This window comes from Micromonospora sp. NPDC023869 (assembly GCF_055559695.1).
Genome location: NZ_JBVHKD010000014.1, coordinates 109,344 through 133,288 on the forward strand (window position 1 = coordinate 109,344; position 23,945 = coordinate 133,288).

Annotated in this window: 13 protein-coding genes; 5 read left to right on the plus strand and 8 right to left on the minus strand. The window is 70.6% G+C overall.

Annotated features, from left to right (window positions below):
- Positions 1-3 precede the first annotated feature (3 nt).
- Genes ACZ31C_RS28565 through ACZ31C_RS28575 form a run of 3 tightly spaced genes read left to right on the plus strand, consistent with a single transcriptional unit; the run spans position 4 to position 14,908 of the window.
- Complete coding sequence (locus ACZ31C_RS28565; RefSeq protein ID WP_465797948.1) at positions 4-6,459, plus strand: amino acid adenylation domain-containing protein; 6,456 nt, start codon at positions 4-6, stop codon at positions 6,457-6,459.
- Positions 6,456-13,616, plus strand: coding sequence for an amino acid adenylation domain-containing protein (locus ACZ31C_RS28570; protein WP_465797924.1), 7,161 nt, complete (start codon positions 6,456-6,458; stop codon positions 13,614-13,616). Before ACZ31C_RS28565 ends, ACZ31C_RS28570 begins: the two co-directional genes overlap by 4 nt.
- Positions 13,617-13,621: 5 nt before the next feature.
- On the plus strand, positions 13,622-14,908 hold the full coding sequence (locus ACZ31C_RS28575) for an MFS transporter (protein WP_465797925.1): 1,287 nt from the start codon (positions 13,622-13,624) through the stop codon (positions 14,906-14,908).
- A 305-nt stretch (positions 14,909-15,213) separates the two neighbouring features.
- Here the strand turns inward: ACZ31C_RS28575 and ACZ31C_RS28580 are convergent, their stop codons facing one another.
- From ACZ31C_RS28580 to ACZ31C_RS28610, 7 genes are read right to left on the minus strand one after another with little or no spacing between them, the layout of a single operon-like run.
- Complete coding sequence (locus tag ACZ31C_RS28580; RefSeq protein WP_465797926.1) at positions 15,214-16,146, minus strand: LnmK family bifunctional acyltransferase/decarboxylase; 933 nt, start codon at positions 16,144-16,146, stop codon at positions 15,214-15,216.
- Complete coding sequence (locus ACZ31C_RS28585; RefSeq protein WP_465797927.1) at positions 16,143-17,204, minus strand: histidinol-phosphate transaminase; 1,062 nt, start codon at positions 17,202-17,204, stop codon at positions 16,143-16,145. The genes ACZ31C_RS28580 and ACZ31C_RS28585 overlap by 4 nt, the downstream gene beginning before the upstream one ends.
- Positions 17,197-17,424 (minus strand): acyl carrier protein, encoded by a 228-nt coding sequence (locus ACZ31C_RS28590; protein ID WP_465797928.1) that lies wholly within the window; start codon positions 17,422-17,424, stop codon positions 17,197-17,199. Before ACZ31C_RS28590 ends, ACZ31C_RS28585 begins: the two co-directional genes overlap by 8 nt.
- A complete protein-coding gene (gene dmpG / locus ACZ31C_RS28595) occupies positions 17,417-18,481 on the minus strand; it encodes a 4-hydroxy-2-oxovalerate aldolase (protein WP_465797929.1) in 1,065 nt (354 codons plus the stop codon). Before dmpG ends, ACZ31C_RS28590 begins: the two co-directional genes overlap by 8 nt.
- Positions 18,478-19,470 carry an acetaldehyde dehydrogenase (acetylating) gene (locus ACZ31C_RS28600; RefSeq protein WP_465797930.1) on the minus strand — a complete coding sequence of 331 codons (993 nt, stop codon included), beginning with the start codon at positions 19,468-19,470 and terminating at the stop codon, positions 18,478-18,480. The genes dmpG and ACZ31C_RS28600 overlap by 4 nt, the downstream gene beginning before the upstream one ends.
- On the minus strand, positions 19,406-20,221 hold the full coding sequence (locus tag ACZ31C_RS28605; protein ID WP_465797931.1) for a 2-keto-4-pentenoate hydratase: 816 nt from the start codon (positions 20,219-20,221) through the stop codon (positions 19,406-19,408). Before ACZ31C_RS28605 ends, ACZ31C_RS28600 begins: the two co-directional genes overlap by 65 nt.
- Entirely contained in the window at positions 20,218-21,216 is a 999-nt protein-coding gene (locus ACZ31C_RS28610) for a class I SAM-dependent methyltransferase (protein ID WP_465797932.1), read from the minus strand. Before ACZ31C_RS28610 ends, ACZ31C_RS28605 begins: the two co-directional genes overlap by 4 nt.
- A gap of 442 nt (positions 21,217-21,658) precedes the next feature.
- Here ACZ31C_RS28610 and ACZ31C_RS28615 point away from each other — a divergent pair, with 442 nt between their 5' ends.
- Both ACZ31C_RS28615 and ACZ31C_RS28620 read left to right on the plus strand, forming a co-directional pair.
- Positions 21,659-22,261 carry a response regulator transcription factor gene (locus tag ACZ31C_RS28615; protein WP_396748655.1) on the plus strand — a complete coding sequence of 201 codons (603 nt, stop codon included), beginning with the start codon at positions 21,659-21,661 and terminating at the stop codon, positions 22,259-22,261.
- Positions 22,262-22,281: 20 nt separating this feature from the next.
- Complete coding sequence (locus ACZ31C_RS28620; RefSeq protein WP_465797933.1) at positions 22,282-22,893, plus strand: helix-turn-helix transcriptional regulator; 612 nt, start codon at positions 22,282-22,284, stop codon at positions 22,891-22,893.
- A gap of 126 nt (positions 22,894-23,019) precedes the next feature.
- Here the strand turns inward: ACZ31C_RS28620 and ACZ31C_RS28625 are convergent, their stop codons facing one another.
- The gene (locus tag ACZ31C_RS28625; protein ID WP_465797934.1) at positions 23,020-23,790 is read right to left on the minus strand and encodes a thioesterase II family protein; all 771 of its coding nucleotides are present in this window, start codon (positions 23,788-23,790) and stop codon (positions 23,020-23,022) included.
- Positions 23,791-23,945 lie beyond the last annotated feature (155 nt).

A 23,945-nucleotide genomic window follows, 5' to 3' on the forward strand; every position in this document is an offset into this window, starting at 1 on the left:
GACATCCTCGAAGCCGACAACCAGCTCCGACTGTCGTTCGAGCAGGAGCAGCTGTGGTTTCTCGACCAGGTCCGGTCCGGCACCCAGGAGTACCTGTTGCACTGGGGATTCCGGCTGCGCGGACCGCTGGACCGGGCGGCGCTGACCGCGGCCTTCACTGACATCGCCGGTCGGCACGAGATTCTGCGTACCCGCTATTCGACGGTCGACGGACAGCCGGTGCAGATCATCGACGAGCCGGCGGCGGCCGACCTCACGGTGGTGGACCTCACCGGGTACCCGGCCGCTGAACAAGACCGACGGGTACGGGAGATCGCCGAGGCGGCGGTGACCACGCCGATCGACCTGCGTGCATCAGCCCCCTGGCGGCTGACCCTCGTGCCGCTTTCCCCCACTGACGCGATCTTGATGCTGGTGGTGCATCACATCGCCTTCGACGGCCCGTCGCTGGGCATCCTCGCCCGGGAACTGGGCGTGCTCTACGCGGCCCATGCCGCTGGCGAGAAGTCGCCACTGGCGCCGCTTCAGCTCCAGTACGCCGACTTCGCCGACTGGCAACGCCACCGATGGGACGCGAACGACGCGGCGTTCGTCCGGCACCTGGACTACTGGCGTGAGCACCTGGCCGGACTGCCGTCACTGGAACTGCCCACGGACCGGCAGCGCCCCGCCGCCTGGGAACCGGCCGGCGACGTGGTGGCGTTCGCGGTGCCGGCCCCGTTGGCGGCCCGGATCAGCTCCGTGGGACGCGCCGCCCGGGCGACCCCGTTCATGGTGTTCCTGGCCACCTACCAGCTCCTGATCAGCCGTTACGCGGACCAACTCGACTTCGGTGTCGGGGTGTCGACCAGCGGGCGGAACCGGGTCGAGCTGGAGCCGATGATCGGCTCGCTCGCGCAGACGGTGGTGCTGCGAACCGACCTGTCCGGCGATCCCACCTTCGTCGAGTTGCTCGGCCGGGTCCGCGAAACCGCCCTGGACGCCTTCGAGCACAAGGACGTACCCCTGCAACGCCTGGCCGCCGAACTGTCACCGGACCGCGGCCTGTCCCGCAACCCGCTCTTCCAGGTCGGGTTCGCGGTCCTGAACGGCCAGGGGGAGCCGCTGAGTCTGCCCGGCATCGAGGTCGACTGGGCGCCGACCCCCGTACGCAGTGCCACCTTCGACATGTCGCTTCAGATGACCGAGGAGCCGGACGGATCCTGGGCCGCCCGGATCACCTATCCGACCGCGATCTTCGACCGGGCCCGGATCCAGCGGATGGCCGACAACTACGTGGCGCTGCTGGAGAACCTGGCGGAGGCGCCGGAGACGCCGCTGCGCGACGTGCCGACCGTGGCGGCCGCGCAACAGCAGCAGTTGCTCGGCTGGCACCCGGCACCGCGCGGAGCGACCGACGCGCTGCTACCGGAGCTGTTCCGGGCGCAGGCCGAGGCCACGCCGGACGCGGTGGCCGTGGTCTGCGGTGACACCGAGCTGACCTACGCCGAGCTGAGGTCCAGGGCGGACAACCTGGCCAGACTCCTGCGCATTCGCGGAGTCGGCGCGGAGACCGCCGTCGGCGTCGCCCTGCACCGCGGTACCGATCTCGTGGTCGCGCTGCTCGGCTCGCTTACCGCCGGCGCGGTCTACGTCCCGCTCGCACCCGACCTGCCCGACGAGCGACTCCAGTTCATGATCGAAAATGCGGGCGTCGAACTGGTGCTCACCGACACGGCGCTGCGACAGCGGATGGGGCAGCAGACCTCGGTGGTGGTGCTCGGCGAGCAGTGCGACGACATCGCCCGCGTCACGCCACCGCCGCCGGTGGCGCTCGACGCCGCCAACGCCGCCTACGTCATGTACACCTCCGGCTCCACCGGTCGCCCCAAGGGCGTCGTGATCAGTCACGGCGGGATCCGGAACCGGGTGCTGTGGGCGGTGGACCGGTTCGGGCTCACCAGTACCGACCGGGTGCTCCAGAAGACGACCATCGGGTTCGACGCGTCGATCTGGGAGTTCCTGGCGCCGCTGGTGTCCGGCGGTTGTGTGGTGATGGCGCCGCAGGACGCGCACCGCGACACCGCCGTGATGGTCGGTGCCCTCGCCGCGTACCGGATCACTGTGGTGCAACTCGTCCCGTCCGTGCTGCGCACCGTGGTCGAGGAGCCGGAGCTGGCCGCCTGTGACGCGCTGCGGCTGGTGTGCTCGGCCGGCGAGCCGCTGCCGACCGAGCTGTGCGAGCGACTGCTCGGAGTGCGGGAGGTGGAGCTGTACAACACCTACGGGCCGACCGAGTCCTCGATCGACGTGACCGCGTGGCGCTACGCGCGTGGCGAGACCGACGGTACGGTTCCGATCGGTGCCGCGCTGCCCGGCGTCGACCTGTACGTGGTGGACTCCGCCGGCCGGCTCGCGCCCATCGGCGTACCGGGTGAGTTGTGTATCGGCGGTGTCGGCCTCGCCCGCGGCTACGCCGGGCGCGGCGACCTCACCGCCGAACGCTTCACCCCGAATCCCTTCGCCACCCGGCCCGGCCAGCGGTGGTACCGCACCGGAGACCTCGCCAGGTGGCGTGACGACGGGGTCCTGGAGTTCGTCGGCCGCCTCGACGCGCAGGTCAAGATTCGGGGGGTGCGTGTCGAACCCGGTGAGGTGGAGGCCGCGCTGCGGGCACATCCGTCGGTCGCGGCGGCCGTGGTCACCTCCTACCGGTCCGTCACCGGTGACCTGGAACTCGCGGGCTACGTGGTGCCGGCCGCCGGGGCGATGGTGGAGACCGACGAGTTGTCGGGATTCCTCGGCACCCGGCTGCCAGCCGCGATGGTTCCCGCCAGCATTGTCCCGCTGGCCGCGCTGCCGTCGCTGCCCAACGGAAAGGTCGACAGGTCGGCGCTGCCGCCCCCCGGCAGCCGCCCGCCCGGCGACGACCCGGATCACGTCGCGCCCGATGACGTAGCCGCCGGTCACGTCGCCCCACGGACGGAGACCGAGCGGGCCGTCGCCACCCTCATGGGCGAGCTGACCGGGGCCGAGCGGGTCGGCGTCGCCGACGACTTCTTCGTGCTGGGTGGACATTCGCTGCTGGCGATCCGGCTCGCGCACCGGTTGCGTCGCCGGTTCGGGCTGGAGCTGACGGTGGCCACCCTGTTCGAAGGACGGACCGTGGAGCGGGTCGCCGCAGCGATCGACGCGGGCACGGCACCCGACAGCGGGCCGCAGATCGTGCCCGTACCCCGCGACGGCGCCCTGCCGACCTCGTTCGGCCAGCAACGGCTGTGGTTCCTGGACCAGCTCGAACCGGGCAGCGCGGAATACCTGATCCCGATGGTGTACCGCCTCACCGGAACGCTGGACACCGCGACGCTGCGCCGCGCCGTGGAGCAGGTCAGCGCCCGGCACGAGGTGCTGCGCACCCGCTACGTCGGGGACAGCGGTGTTCCGCTGCAACTGGTGGATCCCCCCGGCCCGGTGCCCTTCGACGTGGTGGACCTGACCGGCACCGCGGACGCCGCGCAGCGTGCCAGGACGATCGTCGAAGCGGTGAGCGCCCGGCCGTTCGACCTCACCCACGAGCGTCCGCTACGGGTCACGGTCGTGCACACCTCGGCCGACGAACACCTGGTCGCGATCACCCTGCACCACATCGCCTTCGACAACTGGTCGCTGGGCATCTTCCTGCGCGAGCTGAACGAGGCGTACGTGGCGGGGCTCGCCGGTACCCCCTGGGCGACGCAGCCGCTTGCGGTGCAGTACGCCGACTTCGCCGCCTGGCAACGCGAGCGGCAGGCCGACGGCACCATCGGCAACCAGATCGAGCACTGGCGACACCGGCTCGCCGGGCTCGTACCGGTCGAGCTGACCCCCGACCGGCCCCGCCAGCCCGGTCGTGACCTGCGCGGCGAAATGCTGATCGTCGATATCCCGCAGACCACCGGAACGGCAGTACGGGAGCTGGGCAACCAGACCGGCGCAACCCTGTTCATGGTTCTGCTGGCCGCCTTCGACGTGCTGCTGAGCCGCCACACCGGCCGCACCGACGTCGCGATCGGCACGCCGGTCGCCGGTCGGACGCGGCCGGAGACCGAGGACCTCGTCGGCTTCTTCGTCAACAACCTCGTGGTCCGGGCCGACCTGGGCGGGAACCCGACCTTCCTCGACCTGGTCGACCGGGTCCGCCGCAGCGCCCTGGAGGCGTTCGCCAACCAGGAGGTGCCGTTCGAACACCTCGTCGACGCCCTGCAACCGGACCGCGACCTGTCCCGCAACCCGCTGTTCCAGATCATGTTCGAGGTTCAGCACACCGGCGCCGGTAACGCGGTGTCCACCCTCGCCGGGTGCACCGCCACCGGCCTGGACAGCGGCCTGTCGGTGGCCAAGTTCGACCTCACCCTGTCGGTGATGGAGCAGCCGGACGGCCGGCTGGAATGCTGGTTCGAGTACGCCACCGCGCTGTTCGACCGCTCGACGATCGAACGCCTCGCCGGCCAGTACCTACGCCTGCTGGGCGGCGTGACCGCCGCCCCGCAGGCCCGGATCAGCGAACTGGATCTGCTGTCGGCCGACGATCGTCACACGATCGTGCACCAGTGGGCGGACCCCGACGCGGACCGGCTGGACCTGCTCGACCCGCCCGGCGAACGGCACCTCTCGGTACCGCAGCTGTTCGAACGCTGGGCGGCCCGGACTCCGGAGGCGACCGCCGTGGTGTTCGGCACCGAGCGGCTCGGCTACGCGGAGCTGAACGCCCGGGTCAACGAGCTGGCGCACCAGCTCCGTGCGATGGGGGTTGGTCCGGAGGTCGTCGTCGGCTCCTGCCATCAGCGCGGGATCGCCCCGGTCGTGGTGCTGCTGGCGGTGCTCAAGGCCGGCGGGGTGTACGCGCCGTTCGACCCGGAACATCCGCCGGAGCGGCTGCGCTACATGCTCGCCGACGCCGGAGCGCACCTGGTGGTGACCACCGACCGGTTCGCCGACCGGTTCGCCGGGCACGACCGGCCGGTGCTGGTCGTCGACGACGCGGCCCGGGCGAGCGGCCGGCCGACCGCCGAACTGGCATCGGTCACCGTGCCGGACAACCTCGCCTACATCATCTACACGTCCGGGTCGACCGGCCGCCCCAAGGGCGTGATGATCTCGCATCGGGCGTACGCGCACCACTGCCGGGTGGTCGCCGACCAGTACGGCATCCGCCCGGGCGAACGGGTCGTGCTGCTCTCGGCGCTCACCTTCGACGTCGCGATGGATCAGATCGGCGCCACCCTGGCCGCCGGTGCCACGATCGTGGTCAGCGATCCGGTCTTCTGGACGCCCAGCGAGCTGCCGGCCAAGCTGGCGCAGTACGGCGTGACGATCATGGAGATCACCCCGGCGTACTACCGGGAGATGATGGAGTCCGGCGTGGACCGGCTCACCGCGATGAAGACCGTCAACGTCAGCTCGGACGTGGTGACCGTCGACGACGCGCAACGCTGGGCGGCGACCGGCCTACCCGGCCGGTTCCTCTGCACCTACGGGCCGACCGAGGCGACCGTCACCTGCATGTTCAACCCGGTGTCGGGCGATCTCGCCGACGAGCGCAGCACGGCCACCCTGCACATCGGCCGCGCGGCCGCGGGTACCCGGGTGTACGTGCTCGACGCGGAGCTGCGTCCACTCCCGGTGGGGGTACCCGGCGAGCTGTACCTCGGCGGCGTGCGCCTGGCCCGTGGCTACCACGACCGGCCGGAGCTGACCGCCGAGCGCTTCGTGCCCGATCCGTTCGCCACCGAAGCGGGAGCGCGCCTCTACCGCACCGGCGACCTGGTCCGGCTCCGGCCGGACGGCGCTGTCGACTTCCTCGGCCGCCTGGACACCCAGGTGAAGATTCGGGGTTTCCGAATCGAACTCGCCGAGATCGAAGCCGTGCTGGCCAGGCACCCCGCGGTGTCCGCGGCTGCCGTCGTCGCGAAGGACGTCGGGCCCGGCGACAAGCGGCTCGTCGCCTACCTGGAATGGCCTCACGACACCGGACCCGACCTCGACGAGCTGCGGGCGTACCTACGAGAGTCGCTGCCGTCGTACATGATCCCGTCGGCCTGGGTCACCGTCGCGGCCCTGCCGCTGTCACCGAGCAAGAAGGTCGACCGGGCGGCGCTGCCGGATCCGAAACCATCCGAACTCGACGGTGCCCGCGGGTACGTGGCGCCGCGGGACCCGGCGGAGGAGACCATCGCCGGAATCTGGTCGGACATTCTCGGCGTCGACCGGGTCGGCGTCGACGACGACTTCTTCGGGCTCGGTGGCCACTCGTTGCTGGCCACCCGGGTCCTGGCCCGGCTGCGGGCGGCCTTTGCCGTGGAGGTCCCGCTGCGCTGCCTGTTCGAGGTGACCACCGTGGCCGAGCTGGCGGTGGTGGTGACCGACCTGATCACGGCGGAACTCGACGAGTTGACCGACGCCCAGATGAGCGAACTGCTTTCCCAGGATGGTGCCCTGTGACTGAGACAATCGATCGAGCCGGTTTGCGCGCGGAGTTGCTTCGGCGCAGGCTCGGAGGTGCCGCCACCGCCGCGCCGGAGCAGGGGATCACCCGGGTCTCGCGTGAGACGCCGCCTGCGTTGTCGTTCGCGCAGCGCCGGCTGTGGATTCTCGACCAGGTCCGGCCGGGCGGTACGGAGTATCTGGCCAGCGCCGGCCTGCGCCTGTTCGGGCCGCTGGAGCCCGGCGCGCTGCGGGCGGCGCTCGACGCGATCGTGGCCAGGCACGAGGTGCTGCGCACCCGCTACGTGGTGGTCGACGGTGAACCGGGCCAGGTGATCGACCCTCCGCAGCCGGCCACGCTGCGCGAGGTGGACCTGCGTGGCCTCGACCCCGCCGCGCAGGACGAACGGATCGCCGGCTGGATGACCCACGACCGGGCACCCGTCGACCTGGCGACCGGCCCGGTGCTGACCGGAACCCTCGCGCGGCTGGCCGACGAGGAGCACGCGCTGGTGGTGACCCTGCACCACATCGCCTTCGACGGCTGGTCCGAGCAGGTGCTGTGGCGTGAGCTCGACCGGTTGTACACCGCCGCGCTGACCGGCGGGCCGTCCCCGCTGGCGCCCCTACCGGTGCAGTACGCGGACTTCGCCGCGTGGCAGCGCGATGCGATGTTCGGCGCCAAGCTGGACCGTCAGCTCGACTACTGGCGGCAGGCGCTGGCCGGCGCCACCGCGGTGGAACTGCCGCTCGACCGGCCCCGCCCACAGGTCCGGGACAGCGCCTGCGGCCTGGTCCCGTTCGCGCTGTCCGCGCCGGACGCCCGAGCCCTGCACGAACTCGCCCGCCAGTCCGGCGCGACGCCGTTCATGGTCCTGATGGCCGTGTACGCGATCACGCTGGGCCGGTTCGGCCGGAGCAACGACATCACGATCGGCACCCCGGTGGCCTGTCGCGACCGGGCCGAGGTGCAGGACCTGATCGGCTTGTTCCTCAACACGCTGGTGCTGCGCACCGACCTGTCCGGCGACCCGTCCTTCCGCGAGGTGCTCCGGCGGGTCAAGGAGATGGCGCTCGGCGCCTACGCCCATCAGGAACACCCGTTCGAACGGCTGGTGGACGAGCTGGCCCCGGTGCGCGACGCGTCCCGGACCCCGCTGTTCTCGACCATGTTCCTCTGGGCCAAAGGGGACTCCACGTCCCGCCGCGTCGGCGAACTACGCGCCGAGGAACTTCCGGTCGGCGAGAGCGACGCCAAGTTCGACCTGACCCTGGTGGTCGTCGACCAGCCCGACGGCACCCTCACCGGCTTCCTGAACTACGCCACCGCGTTGTTCGACCGGGACACTGTCGAGCGGTTCGCGAGCCACTTCACCACTCTCGTCGGCAGCATCGCCGCCACGCCGGACACCCCGATCAGCCAACTGGTCGAGTCCCCAGCGGCGGAGCGGGAGCTGGTGGTGCGGACGTGGAACGAGACCGAGGTGGCGTACCCGACCGGCACCCTGCCGGAGCTGTTCGCGCGACAGGTGGCCCGGACCCCGGACGCCGTCGCCCTCCGCTTCGAGGGCAAGGATGTCTCCTACGCCGAGCTGGACCGGCGGACCGACCGACTGGCGCGGTACCTGGTCGACGCGGGCGTCGGGCCGGAGTCGATCGTCGGAGTGTGCCGCCGACGCAGCGTCGAGCTGGTGGTGGCCCTGCTGGCGATCCAGAAGGCCGGCGGCGCCTACCTGCCGCTGGACCCCGACCACCCGGCCGAGCGCCGGGACTACATGTGTGCCGACGCCGGCGTCACCATCGTGCTCACCGACGACGAACCAGCCATCAACGGCAGCGGATCGGCACCGGCGAGCACGACCCCGGCGGGGCCGGACCACCCGGCGTACGTGATCTACACGTCCGGCTCGACCGGCCGACCCAAGGGCGTCGTGGTCACCCACCGCGCGATCGTCAACCGGCTGCGGTGGATGCAGGACGCCTACCGGCTGGACGACTCCGACCGGGTGCTACAGAAGACCCCGTACAGCTTCGACGTCTCGGTGTGGGAGTTCTTCTGGCCGCTGATCACCGGGGCCACGCTGGTGATCGCCCGGCCCGACGGCCACCGCGACCCGCACTACCTGGCCGACCTGATCGCCACCGAGCAGGTCACCACCCTGCACTTCGTACCGTCGATGCTGCGGGTGTTCCTGGCCGAGTCGTTCGGGCCGCTGCCCTCGGTGCGCCGAATGATCTGTAGCGGCGAGGCGCTCCCCGCCGACCTGGTCGTCGCCGTCCACCAGCGGATCGGCTGCGAGCTGCACAACCTCTACGGGCCGACCGAGGCGGCCGTCGACGTCACCGCGGTGCGGTGCGTGCCCGACACGCCGGTCACCATCGGACGGCCGATCGCCAACACGCGCACCTACATCGTCGACGACAACCTGCGACCGGTCCCGATTGGAGTGCCGGGTGAGCTGCTGCTGGGCGGCGTGCAGTTGGCCCGCGGATACCTCAGCCGCCCGGGACTCACGGCACAACGGTTCGTACCCGACCCGTTCGAGGAGTCCGGCGGTGGAGGGCGGCTGTACCGCACCGGCGACCTCGCGCGGTACCTGCCGGACGGCCGGATCGACTACCTCGGCCGGCTCGACGACCAGGTGAAGATCCGTGGGCACCGCGTCGAACTCGGCGAGATCGAGGCGGTGGCGGCGGAGCACCCGACAGTGTCCGCGGTCGCCGTCGCGGTGCACGACGGCCAGCTCGTCGGCTACCTCGTCGCCCGGGCCACGGACGCCGGCGTCGAGGTGAGCGACGTGGCGTCGTTCCTGCGCGGTCGACTGCCCGAGGCGATGATCCCGAGCCACTGGCAGCTGCTGCCCGCGCTGCCCCTGACCACCAGCGGAAAGACCGACCGGCGTGCGCTGCCGGCCCCGACCCCTGGCCGCGCCTGGGCGGCCGGAGCGTACGTCGCTCCCCGCACCGAGGCCGAAGGCGTCGTCGCCGAGGCGCTCGCGGCGGCGCTGGGCATCGAACGGATCGGCGTGCACGACCGGTTCTTCGACGTCGGCGGCGACTCGATCCGTGCCATCCGCGCGATCGGCACCCTGCGCCGGGGCGGGCTGAACCTGTCGGTGCAGGACATCTTCACGCACCAGACCGCGGCGCAGCTGTCGACCCTCGCTGCCCGGCCGTCGACCGGTACGGACGAGCCGCCGGTCGGCCCGTTCGAGCAACTCGACCCGGCCGACCGTGACCGGCTCCCCGACGGCCTGGTGGACGCCTACCCGATGGGCCAGGTGCAGGCCGGCATGGTGTACGAGATGCTGGTCAACGGCTCACACCCGGCATACCAGAACGTCACCAGCTTCGACATCGTCGACGACGGCCCGTTCTCGCCGACCGCGTTGCAGCAGGCCGCGCAATGGCTGGTGGACCGGCACGAGATCCTGCGCACCACGTTCAACGTGTCCGGCTACACCGAGCCGATGCAACTCGTCCACGCAGAGGCGCGGGTCGAGGTGGGCTTCGACGATCTGCGCGAGCTCCCGGAAGCCGAGCAGCAGGACATCCTGGAGCGGTACCGGGAGACGATGAAGCTGGCGATGCTGCCCATCGATCACGCCCCGCAACTGCGCTGGCACGTGCACCGCACCGGGGAGCGTACGTGGGTGCTGACCCACACCGAATGCCACGCCATCCTGGACGGCTGGAGCCACCACTCGCTCATCGCCGAGCTGCGGGACACCTACCGGGCGATCCGGGACGCCGACCCCGATGCGCGCAAGCCCCCGCCCCCGGGGCGGTACGCCGACTTCGTCAGGTTGGAACGGCGATCGCTGTCGGCCGGGCCGGACGAACGGTTCTGGCGGAGCCGGGTCGGTGAGTACGACCGGATCGCGTTGCCGGCGGACACCGCCCCGGCCGGCCACGGCGCGGTGCCGGAGCTGCGGATGTCCTGGCGGCATCTCGAACCGGGGCTGCGTGCATTGGCCGCGCGGACGCAGACCTCGCTCAAGGCCGTGCTGCACACCGCGCACCTCGCGATGATCGGCGCCATCACCGGCCAGCGGCGGTTCTTCAGTGGTCTGGTCGTCAACGGCCGGCCCGAACTGCTGCGCGGCGACGAAGTGATGGGGATGTACCTCAACACGGTGCCGTTCGCGGTGGACCTGCGTACGCCCCGGTGGCGCGACCTCGTGCGCGCCGTGTTCGCCGAGGAGCTTGCCGTCTGGCCGCACCGGCGCTACCCGATCCCCGCGATGCAGCGCGCCTGGGGCACCGGTACGCCGCTGATCAGCAGCATCTTCTCCTACCTCGACTTCCATGTGCTCGACGCCCAGCAGGACGTGTTCGGCACGGTCGTCGACGACAGCCCCAACGAGTTCACCCTGGTCACGTTGACCTTCCCGGGCGAGCTGCGCCTGGAGTGCCGGGCCGGCTGGGCGACCCAGGAGCGGCTGACCGCCCTGGGCGAGACCTTCCTCGAACTGCTCGCCGCGATGATCGCCGACGACGGCGCGAACCCGGTCGACCTCAGCTCGACCCCGGCGCACCGGTTCACCGAGCCGCAGCAGGACTGGCCCGCCCTGCCCGAGGCGTGCGTCACCGACCTGTTCACGACCCAGGCGCAGGCCCGGCCGGACGCCGTCGCACTCGAGTGCGACGACTCGCGCCTGACCTACGGCGAACTCGACGCCCGGGCCAACCAGCTGGCGTGGGCGCTTCGTGAGCACGGCGTCGGCCTGGAAACGCCCGTCGCGCTCTGCATGGACCGCGGGATCGACACGGTGGTCGCGCTGCTCGGCATCCTCAAGGCCGGCGGCTGCTACCTGCCGCTCGACCCCAAGTATCCGGGCGACCGCATCGAGTATCTCCTCGACGACGCCGGCGCCAAGGTCCTGGTGAGCGGAGCGAACCACGCCCACCGTTTCGCGACGCGTCCCGGGCTGACCACGCTGAACCTGGACTCCGACTGGTGGTCGGACGGCAGCCGACCGACCACCGCGCCACAGGTGACGCTGTCACCGGAGAACCTCGCCTACATCACGTACACGTCGGGCTCCACCGGACGCCCGAAGGGCGTGCTGGTCCCGCACCGCGGCGTCGTACGGCTGGTGCATGGCCAGGACTACGCGCAGCTGGACGCCGACCAGGTCATGCTGCAAGCCGGCACGCTCGCCTTCGACGCGTCGACGTTCGAGGTCTGGGGCGCGCTGTGCAACGGGGCGCGGCTGGTCGTCTCCCCGGAGACGCCGACCGCCGACGAGCTCGACGAGCTCCTGCGCCGGCACGGGGTGACCGTGCTGTGCCTGCCCACCGGCCTCTTCACCACCATGATGGATGTTCGGCCACAGGCCCTGGCCGGGATACGGGAAGTGGTGGTCGGTGGCGAGGTGCTGCCACCGCTGCAGGTGCGCAAGGCGATGGAACACGGCGTCCTGGTCAGTAACGGGTACGGCCCGACCGAGAGCACCACGTTCGCCACCGTCCACCCACGGATCCCACTACCGGCGCTCACCGACGTCATTCCGATCGGGAAGCCGATCCACCACACCTACGTGCACGTCGTCGACGAGAACCTCGACCCGGTTCCGTTCGGCGTGCCGGGTGAGCTGCTGCTGGGAGGTCCGGGCGTCGCGCGCGGATACCAGAGCCGTCCGGACCTGACCGCCGAACGCTTCGTACCGGACCCGTCCGGACACGCGCCGGGAAACCGGCTCTACCGCACCGGGGACATGGTCCGCCAGGATCCGGACGGCACGATCCACTTCATCGGGCGGCGCGACCACCAGGTGAAGATCCGAGGGCACCGCGTCGAGTTGGGCGAGGTGGAGGCCGCGATCGCCGAGCTGCCCACGGTGCGGGCTGCCGCGGCGGCGGCGTACCAGGGCGTGGACGGCATCAAGCAGCTCGTCGGGTACGTCGTGCTCGACGAGGACGGCCCGGCCGACCCCGCCCGGCTCGGTGACGTGATGCGCAGCAGGGTGCCCGGTTTCCTGGTCCCGACGGCCTGGGTCCGCCTGGACCGGCTCCCCTTGAACAACAACGGCAAGCTCGACCGGGCCGCGTTGCCCCGACCGGCAGCCGGAACGTCGGTACGGGAATACAGCGCGCCGCGAACGCCCACGGAACTGGCCGTCGCCGAGGTCTGGACCGAGGTCTTCCACCTGCCCCGGGTCGGCCGTGACGACGATTTCTTCGACCTCGGCGGGCACTCGCTGCTGACGTTGCGGGCGATCGCGATGCTGCGGGACCGGCACGGCATCGAGACGACCGTTCGCACCTTCGTCGAGCACCGCACGCTCGCGGCGCTCGCCGCGTCGATCGACGGCGAGCGGCAGCCGGTCACGGCGTTGCTCTGGTTGCGCCGGACCGGCGACCAACCGCCACTGGTGTGTGTGCACCCCGGCGGCGGCAGCGCGCACTGGTACCGGCGGCTGGCCGAGCACCTCGATCCGAGTCTGCCGGTGGTCGCCTTCGAATGGCCGGGCCGCGACCCGGCGACCGGCGCGGTGCCCTCCACGGAGGACATGGCGACCCGCTACCTCGCGGAGTTGCGGGCGGCGGTCCCGCAGGGGCCGTACCGGATCTTCAGCTGGTGTGGCGGTAGCGGGGTGAGCACCGAGATGGCGAGCCGACTGATGGCCGAAGGCGAACAGGTCACCTTCGTCCTGCTCGACCCGGGCCAGGACGCCTGGCAGAAGGAACACCTCTGGTCGGAGTACGGGCTGATCAAGCAGTGTGTGACGAATCTGGAGCGGCTCGACGCGGCGCCGCCGGACGAGGACACCTCGGTGCTCCGACAGGAGACGCTGGCGCTGCTCGAACACATCGTGGACGACATCGTCGGCAACGACGGGATCACGCTCCCCGAGCGTGGCGCGGGAACGATGTGGCTGCCCGCCGCGCGGATGTGGGATGAGGTGATGGAGATGGTGCTGTCCTACCGGGACCGCCCGTACGCCGGTCACCTGGATCTGATCGTCAGCGACGAGCTGGCGCTGGGCGAGCACGAGGTCGTCAGCTCCGGCCAGAGCTACCACGACTACCTCCAACGGTGGCGCGAGCGGACCGCCGGGCTGGAGGTACACCGGGCGAAGGGTGAGCACTTCTCGGTCATGAAGGAATACGTGGCGGACCTCGCCGGCATTCTGACGGGGCTGATCGACAAGCCGGCCGGCCGACGGTGAACGGTATGTCGACCGCGCCATCTCCCGCACCGGGCACCACCAGACGGGCCCTTGCGGCGGTGTATGCCGCCGGCGCCGGGTCCGCCGTCGGGACCCAGATGACGACGCTCGCGCTGCCGTGGCTGGTGCTGGAGAGCACCGGCTCGGCACCGCGGGCGGGTCTGGTCTTCGCCGTGTCGGTGCTCCCCATGGCGGTGCTCGGATTCGCGGGTGGCGAGGTCATCCAACGGTACGGCGCACGCCGCACCATGGTGGTCATCGACCTCGCGCAGTTCGTGACCATCGCGTCGATACCTGCGCTGGCCGCGGTGGGCCTGCTCAGCTTTCCCCTGCTCCTGACGATCGTCGCGGTTCTCGGCGTACTCGGAGTGCCCTACTTCGCCGCACAACGCGACCTGGCCACCGAACTCGCCGGTCCGGACCCGAAGGCGCTGATGCGGGCGAACAGCGTGCTGGAAGGCTGCGTCAACATCGCCGCGTTGGCCGGCCCGGCCATCGCGGGCGTGCTGATCGCGACGCTCGGCGCGGAGAAGGTGCTGTTGTTCGACGCCGTGACCTCGGCGGTGTCGGGTCTGCTGTTGTGGTGGTTCGTCCCGCGTACGCGGCGCACACAGCCGGCGACGCCGGCACCGCAGGGGCGACAGGCCCCGGACCACTCGGGAATCCTGGCCGGGGTGCGCGCACTGCTCCGGGACGACTTCCTGCGACGGGTGATGGTCACGACCGTCAGCTTCGGCTTCCTCATGCGGGTCCTGATGCTCGCGCTGCCGCTGCTGGCGTTCGCCCGCTTCGCCGGCGATGCCAGGGTCGGTGGGCTGCTGCTCTCCGGCTTCGGTGCCGGCGCGGTTGCCGGGGCGGCCGTCAGCTATCTGATCGGCAGCCGGTTGTCCCCGACGACAGTCTTCGGGCTGGCCGCCTTCCAGCTCGTCCTGCCCTGGTGGGTGCTGCTGTTCGACGTGCCGGTGCCGGTCCTGGTCGCCGCGCTCGCGGTGTCCGGTGCGGCGCTTCCGTTGTCCAACGCTCCGCTCTTCAGCATCCTGGCCACCCGGTTCGCGGCGGACATCCGACCTAAGGTGATCCAGGCGGTCATGACCATCAGCAACATCGCCGGCCCGCTGGGCTTCCTGGCCGGCGGGATGGCGATCGGCCGCTTCGGCGTGACGACGACCCTGCTCGTCCTCGCGGCCCTGTCCACCCTCGCTGCGGTCAACCTGGTGGTGGCACTGCGGCACTTCGATCCGGTGGCACCGACCAGCCCGCAGCCCGAGCCCGCGACGGCAGCTGCGCGGTAGCCCGCTCGGGCGTAGAACCCGCGAACCAGGGTCGGGTCCTCGCGCAACGGTTCACCTGACATATGTGAAGGATGTGATGTCCGGGCCGACGTCGGCTCGGACATCACCGTGTGATGACGCGGCGCAAGCGTCCTTGTGTCTGGTCCTCCGACGACGATCGCGCGGGCGTAGCTCAAAGGAGCGGCCCATCCCGACCGAAGGCCAGCTATGCACTGATGGGCGCGGTTGCAGGTTCGCAACCGCGCCCATCAGGGTGGCCGGTGGGGTGCCGGCCGGGCTCGCAGTCTGTCGGGTCGACGCCGTCCTCAGACCAGCGTCGACGGGGTTTCCGTCTCGACCGCCGCGACGGCCAGCAGCCGGCCGCTGGCGGAGTCGCGCAGTTCCAGGTCGGCGATCTCGGAGAGCGGGTCGGTGACGTTCTGCCATCTCCGGGCGGTGACGGTGAACAGTGAGCCCAGGTCGGCGTTGCCGAAGAAGCCCACCTTCTGATCGATCACCCGCCGCTGGAGAAACTGCCGCTCGGTGCGGCCGAGCCCACGCCACAGACGCAACAGCGCCGTGTCGAAGATCGAGAAGTACGAGGCGAAGTAGACCAGCCCGGCGCCGTTGATGTCCCGTACGGCGTCCAGTGCGTACTCGAAGGACAACTCGGCCCCGGCGACCGCGAATCCCGGCGGCGCCGGGGTGAGGAAGCTGCCCGCACCGCGGGCGCGGCCGACGAGCGTACGCGGTGAGAACCGATTGGGCAGTCGCGGCAGGTCGGTGTTGTCGAAGCCGTCGGGGACGGTCTCGGAGAGAACCCGGTTGCTGCCCGGATTGCCGCGCGCGATCCACCGGTTGAGCGTCTCCGCGTACATGCACTCCGGGTCCGGCGTCTCGTAGACCTCCGCCGGATCGAGGAACGCGGTCCCGAGGCCGGAGCCGGCGGGCGCGAGCCGGTGCAACGTCAGAACCGAGCCGCCGCCGAACTGGAAGACCCTCGACGTCACCTCCAGCTCGTCACCGAAGGCCAGGCCGTGCGGATGAACGACCTTCCCACCCCAGACCCGGTAGTAGTAGAACGAGAGGTAGGTCGGTTGGCCTTCGGCGGTACGGGCGGCGTGCACGTTGGTGCGGCAGGTCTCGGCCACCGATTCCCACGTCCAGTCGCCGATCCGCCCGAAGATCAGAGAGCCGCCGCTGCACATTCCCGGCGCGACGATCACCTTTCGGTGCAGGGCGGTGGTCTCGGGCATCATCTCAGCGCTCCAGTCGTGAGTGGTTCCGGTGCGGTGCGGACGCGCCACTGGTGTACCGCCGCGAGGAACGCGTCGTTGTCCGAGGGCGAACCGAGCGACACCCGGACGCCCTCCCCGTCGAAGACCCGCAGCTCGATTCCGACCCGGGCACACCACCTGCCGAACGGGCCCGCGTTCTCGCCGAGCCCGAGCCACAGGAAGTTGGCCTGGCTGGCCGGGACCGCGAAGCCGTCGGCCAACAGGGCAGCCCGCACCCGGGTCCGCTCGGCGATCGTGTGCCGGACCCGCGTCAGGAGCACGTCCTCACGGGCGAGGGCGGTGACCGCCGCGTGCTGGGCCGGGGCGCTCACCGCAAAGGGCAGCGTCATCTCGCGCAGCGACGCCACGACGCGCGCCGCGCCGATGAGATAGCCGACCCGGAGGCCGGCCAGGCCGTACGCCTTCGAGAACGTGCGCAGGACCACCAGGTTGGGATACCTGTCGCACAGCGCGAGACCGCCGGTTCCCATCGGCTCGTCGACGTACTCGAAGTACGCCTCGTCGAGGGCGACCAGGCAGGTCGGCGGGACGCGATCGAGGAACGCGCGCAGCCGGTCCAGGCCGAGCAGCGTACCCGTGGGGTTGTTGGGGTTGCAGATGACGACCAGCCGGGTCGCGGCGGTGATGCGGTCGGCCATGGCGGCGAGGTCGTGCACGTCGTCGGCGAGTGGCACCCGCTCCGAGCGGACCCCCAGATGGTCGGCGAGGATCGGGTAGTACTCGAAGGAACGCCAGGCGTAGACGGCCGTCGCACCCGGCCCGGCGAGCTGGAACACCGCCTGGAGCAACGCACAGGATCCGGCGCCGACCGCCACCCGATCCGGTTCGACACCGTGCCGCCGGGCGAGCGCCCCGGTCAGCTCGGTACACGCCGGGTCGGGATAGCGGTTGACGTCCCGGCTGCTCGCCGCGACCGCGGCGACGATGTCCGGCATCGGGCCGTGCGGTGACTCGTTGCGCGACAGGGCCCGGGTGACGGCGTGGGACGTTGCGGCGGTCGGCCCTGCGGTCTCACGCACGACAGCGCTCCGCGACCAGCTCGGCGATATCGCCGACCGTCGCGAGTTCCAGCAGTTCGTAGTCGGAGACGTGGATGTCCAGCCGCCTGCTGAGCAGGTCCGACAGCTCGACCACGGCGAGGGAGTCGAGGCCGACCTCGGCGCGGTCGGCCGTGGCCACGACGTCCTCGGTGCGCATCTGCAGATCCTCGACCAGGATGGTCTTGAGTTCGTCAAACATGACGTGCCGTCCGTTCGAGCTGACCCGTGGACCCGGCACGCAACGCGAACGCCACGTCCTCGATGAGGTCCTCCTGCCCGGCCACCGCCTGGAGGCGACCCAGTTCGAAGAAGACGTCACGCGGGTCGACGCCCTCGCGGGCGGCGACGTCCAGCACCCGGTTCTTGAACCCGGAGAACACTCCGGCCAGACCACTCACCACACCGATCGAGTCGATGGTGGGCGGTGCGGGCATCAGCTCCCGCTCGGCGATGTCCGCCGCGTCGAGCAGCCGATAGAGATCGATGCCGGTGTCATAGCCCAGCCGTTCGAGCACGGGTACGAGAACTTCCAGCTGTGTGTTGCCGGCCCCCGCGCCGAACCCCCGGGCGCAGGCATCCAGGATGGTGGCGCCCGCCTCGGCGGCGGCGATGGAGTTCGCCACCGCCATACCGAGATTGTTGTGTCCGTGGAACATCACCGGCACGCTGACGGCGGACCGGATGGCCGCGATCCGCGTGCTCACGTCCTGCGGCAGGTAGTGGCCGGAGGAATCGAGGATGCCGACGCCCGTCGCACCGAACTCGACGAGCCGCGCGCACTCCTCGGCCAGGCGCTCGGGACCGGCCATATGGCTCATCAGCAGCACGCCGTGTGCGTCGACGCCCGCGTCGCGCAGCAGCCCGAGGTGCCGTTCGGCCAGGTCGCTCTCAGTGCAGTGGGTGCCGATACGGACGAGGTCGACGTCGTACGAGACGGCCAGCCGGATGCTTTCGGTGGTGCCCCAGCCCGGCAGCATGAAGACGCCGAGCTTGGTGGTGGTCAACGCCTCCCGGACCACCGACAGCATCGCCTCGTCGCTGAGCAGGGCTCGGCCGGCCTGCAGGGACGAGGCCCCCAGGCCGTTGCCGTGTCCCACCTCGATGACGGGTACCCGGGCGGCGTCGGCGGCGGCAGCGTACGCCCGAAGTTGCTCCCGCCCGAGCTGGTGGCGAACGGCGTGGTGCCCGTCGCGCAGCGTCGGGTCGTGGATCAGGATGCGTTGTCTCGGCGAACCTTCCGCAGGCTGCTGGCTCATGACACGACCTCCATGGCCTCGATCGGTCGGCGTTCCACCGCACAACGCTCGGCGACCCGGATCGCCGCCGAGTTGATGATGTCGAGGTTGCCCGCGTAGGCGGGTATCTGGTCGCCCGCGGAGGTCACCTCCACGGCGATGAACGCCTTGTTGTCGTTCACGATGCAACTCGTCACGGTGTAGCCGGTGGCGAAGGCCCGCACGTCGGCGGCGGCGGACGCCACGAGCGGGTGCACCGACTCGTGGGTCAGGCCCTCGCCGACCAGCGACATGGCCACCCTGAAGGTCGCCGGAGGACGAGCCGGGCTGACGTTGAGGATGGCCTTCACGTCCCCGATACCGGTGAACTCGCGGAGCGCGTCCTGAGTGGTCTCCACGTACTCGTCGAGGTTCAGCCTGGTCCCGCGGCCGACGCTGAGCGTCGCCGCGGTCGCGACCACCTCCACGTAGTCGATGCGGTGCGCTCGGGTGATCGCTCGTACGATCGGCACCGATGCCTGCCCACCGCAACTCACCATGTTCAGGTCGCGGTGAGCGGCGGCCTCCGCGCCGTTGACGGTCGGGACGACCATGCGCCCGATCCGGCTGGGTGTCAGGTCGATCAGCAGCGTGCCGAGCGGTGCCAGCGCCTCGGCGTGCTCGGCGTGCGAGCCGGCGTTGGTGGCGTCGAAGACCACGTCGAGCGGTTCGTCGAGGTCGGCAAGTGATGACAGACCCCGGCTGGCGGCCGGCAGCCCCAGCCGAGCGGCCCGCTTGAGGCCCGGGCTGTCGGCCGTCCGGCCAGCGACGAGGCGAAGGTCTAGTGCAGCGGACCGCTCGACTTTCACCGCCAGGTCGACGCCGATGAGCCCGGCGCCGAGCACCCCAGCTGACAGCCGTCGTTCTGAATTCATCGAGGAGATCGCCTTCCTATCCGCGTCGGGACTACGTATTGGTGACGTGCAGAGTGACCGAGCCCAGATGATCGAATTCGGCGGTGTAGGTGTCACCGGAACTCAACGGGACCGCGGCGTGCAGGGCACCGGTCATGATCAACTGGCCGGCCTCCAACGTGACGCCACTTTCGCCGAGCAGGTTTGCCAGCAGCGCCACCACCGCCACCGGGTTGCCCAGGGCGTCAGCGCCCTGACCGGACGCGACCAACTCCCCGTTGCGACGGAAGGCCATTCGCACGAGCCGGTAGTCCAGCTCCGCGCTGGCCGGGATCGAGCGTCCCAGCACGGCCGCGCCGTTCGAGGCGAGGTCGGCGACCGTGTCGCCCAGCCGGATGCGCCAATCCGTGATTCGCGAGTCGACGATCTCGAGACCGGCGATGACCTCTCCGATCGCCGCATGGGCCTGCTCCACGGTGACGCCAGGACCGGTCAACGGCCTCGCCAGCCGAAAGACGATCTCGGCTTCCACCTTCGGCGAGATGAACTCGCCGCGAGCGAAGCACGCACCGTCCGCGCGGACGGTCGAGGCGAACACCGGGCCGTAGTCCGGGGCGTGGACCCCGAACATCTCCTGCATCGAGGCGGAGGTGAGCCCGGCCTTGTAGCCGACCACCCGTTCGCCGTCGGCGACCAGCAGTTCGGTCAGCCGGCGCTGGACGGCGTATCCGCCGACCGCGTCGAGCGTGGGGCAGGCGTCGGTGAACGGAGCGATCGGCACGCGGTTGCGCCGCGCCTCGTACAGGGCCATGGCCATGCGCTCGGCGTCGTGCTCCGCCAGCGTCGCTGCGCCGCCGCTCCGGCTCATCGCGTGGCCACGAAGAGGCGGCTGCCGGGCATTCCCAGGGCGGTACTGGCCACCTCGGAGAAACCGGCCTGCCGGAAGAGTTCGCACCACCGATCCTCGGTCGGCAGCCGTACGTCCATCGAGCTCTCGTGCAGGTAACTGAAGAGGGCGCTGAAGGCGCGCTCGCCCGGCGTGTCCACGTACGGCACCGCGTCGGTGACCACCAGGGCGCCGCCGTCGGCGAGGTGCTCGCGGCAGGCCCGCAGGACGCCTGCGAAGACCTCGGGATGCGCAGCGACATCGTGCATGACGAAGCCGGCATGGATGATGTCCGCGCCGTCGAGTGGAGCGGGGTCGTCGACGAGGGTCTCGACGGACCGGTTGACCACCGTGAGCCGGTCGTCCACCTGGGCGTGACGCCCGGCGCGTTCGGCCTCCTCGCACGCTCCCGGGCTGAGGTCCAGGGCCACGCCGGTGCTGGTGGGAAGCTCGGTCAGCAGCCGGATCAGCAGCGCGCCCGCGCCGGAGCCGAGATCGACGATGTGTCGGGGCTTGCGGCTGATGATCTCGGACAGCACTCCGGGATAGAAACCGCGCGAGCCGATCCAGCGGGACGACACCGCCACTTGCCTGCCGTCGCGCTGGTGCTGGCGGCCGGCCGCGTCCGGCTCACGCAGAAACCGCTCCGCGTGATCGATGTACGGCCGGTTCGCGCTGAGCGACCAGGAGAGGTAGCCCGCCTCGTACCGCCGGTCCGCGAGCTCCGGGCAGGGCGTGAACGGCCCGGTCTCGGCGTCGCGCTCCAGCAGCCCGGCGGCGGACATGGCGCGCAGGAAGAGGAGAGCGCGAGCTTCGGGAACGCCGGTCGCGATCGTTGCCTCGGCCAGCGTGAACGGCTTCCCGCGATCGAGTAGCGGCGAAAGTCCCAGATTCTCGGCGATCTCCAGAAGAGTGGCGTTCGCCGCAAGGTCTGCGGCGATGTCACTGACGTCAGAACTAATCACTGGTTCACCCACGTCCTACTGATTCGGCGATCTTTCGGGTACCGACCCTTGCTTTTCCGGTTCATGTCCGTCCAGTTGGGAGGGCCGGCGACGAGATGACGGCCTCCATCAACCGCTCCTTCCGTAACGGCGGGAATCGACGTTCTCGGCACGGACCCACAACGGTTGTCAATGTGCCACGGAAACACGAATCGCCCGCAGAGAAGAGTCGGCAGACATACGGGAAGGCTGCCGCCACCGGGTCGGCCGCCGGCGCAGCCGGCCGTCACCTCACGGGCATGACGACCGGCTCTGACGCGACGATGGCGAGTCGATGCTGCGCTATCAGGCTGCGCCGGCGGCCGACAGCGAGTCGACAGCGAGTCGACAGCGACCTGTTAGTCCGTCGCGGAACCATCCGCCCAGGACATTCCGACGCCACGCCACGCCCCGGCGTGACGACGAAGGAGGCGTGATGGGCGAACCGATGTGGGTCAACGTCATGGCGACCGACCCCGTGCTGGAGGCGGGCGTGACGAGCGTGATGCTCGGGTGCCCGGACATCGTGGTGGTGACGACGCGGGAGAAGGCGGCGGTCACGGTCCTGGTGGTCGACCATCTGGGCCAGGACGCGCTGGATTCGGTGCGGGCCGTCCGCACCAGCGCGGACCGCCCCGAGGTGGTGCTCGTCGTGCCCGAGGTGGAGCCGGCTGACGCGCTGCGAGCCATCGCGGCGGGTGCGCGCGGCCTGCTTCGACGCCGGGAGGCGACCGCGGAGCGGCTCACCCGCACCGTGCTGGCCGCCGGTGAGGGGGACTGCACGGTGTCGCCGGACATGCTCGACCGGTTGCTCGCCGTGCCGGCGGTTCCGGCCGGCACCCTGGCGTCGAACATCAGCGACCGCGAGCGCGCGGTGCTGCGGCTGATCGCCGAGGGCCGGGAGACCGGTGAGATCGCCAAGGAGCTGTGCTACTCGACGCGAACGGTGACCAGTGTCGTGCATGACATCACGCGACGATTCCGGCTGCGCAACCGGGCCCACGCGGTTGCCTTCGCCCTGCGGGCCGGGATGCTGTGAACGGCGAACAGGAGATCGTGATGGCATCGACTGCACACGTGGTGGCCCCGAACGCCACCATCCGGGCCGAGGTGCTGGCCGCGCTGCGGCGTGCCGGCGTCACACCCGTGCCCGACCCGTCCGAATCACCGGACACCGTCATCGTCACGGCGGTCGACACGGTGCATGAGGCGCTGACGGCGTACGCGGCGCGGCCGCGGTCCACGGCGCAGCGGACGCTGCTGGTCGCCGACCGCTTCTCACCGACGGACGTGGTACGCGTCCTGCGTTCGGGGACTCTGGTGATGCTCCGCTTCGCCGACGTCACACCGAGTCGGCTGGCCGCTGCGGTGCAGGCCGCCCGGGACGGGGAGGTCCGGCTGCCGCACGAGGTGCTGGTCGGCGTGCTCGGTGGCACCGGTACGCCGAACCAGGCCGAAACGTCCTGGACGGCCGGCCGGTCGCCGCTGACGCCCCGTCAGACCAGGGTGCTCGCGTTGATGGCCGAGGGCCAGGACAACGCCATGATCGCGCGGTCGTTGCTGTGTTCCAACCACACGGTGAAGAACGTCATCTACGACATGATGGCGCGGATGCAGGTACGCAACCGCGCCCACGCCGTGGCCTGTGGGGTAGCGGCCGGGTTGATCTGAGTCCAGTCGTCCGTGGTGCACACCGGCGTGCAGCCACGGACGACGTGTCACTCGGGTGCGGTTGGTCGTTCCCACGGTCGGCAGTGCATCAGCGGAGGCTGCGCGGGCGAGGCGACCGTGCTGTCGTCACCACTCGGCTGGCCGACGGCGGTCAGCGGCCGGCATCCGGTCACCGATGACCCGCAACAGATCGGCCGGCTCGGTCGCATAGCTCAATCCGGATCCGGGCAACTGCACCAGATCGGTGTCCCCGTACGCCGACCAGCCGGCCACTCCCTCCGCCTCGATGCCCTGGTCCAGCCACCGAATCGCGGTCAGCGGACAGCGCAGCGGCGCCGGGTGGGGCACTTGATAGGCCCGCAACGCGGCCAGTTCGGCCCGGAGCGCCCGTGCGCCGGCCGCGACGATCGACGGCAGCGGGATGGTGCCCATGGCCACTGCGGTCGCCAGCACCCGCTCGGTCAGTTCGTCGTCGGTCGGTTCGGTGTGCGCCTCGCCGGAATGGCGACTGAGGTACTGGGGTGCGGGGCAGCCCGAGACGAACAGGCGCAGCGGTGCCGGCGCGCCCCGCCGGTCCAGCTCGACCGCGACCTGGTAGCCGAGCAGCGCGGCACCCTCGTGGCCGAACAACGCGAACTTCTCGACCCCACGGCGCTTGAGGTCCGCCACGAGCTCCGCGGCCCGCTCCGGCAACCCTGAAGGGAGCTGGGCCACAGACCGCGATCCCGGTGCTCCGCTGCCCAGGTCGCCCACGATCGGCGGGCGGACAACGCACCATGGGCCGACGGTGTCGGGCCATCGGTCGAACTGGAAGTCACCGTTACCGGCGCTGGGTATGCAGATCAGCGTTGCGGTGCCGGCATGCGGAGCGGTCCGCTGGTCCAACCATGAGGCCATGAGGAGGGTCGCCTTCGTTGACGGAGAGTAGGCAATTCTTGCTCAACCGTCGTCCCGGGCACCTCCACACCGCTATCGCCGATCGGGTGGGCAGCGGCCGGCGAGGAAAGCGTCGTGATGGGGAGCCGAAAACGGCCGGCCATAGCTTCGTTCCT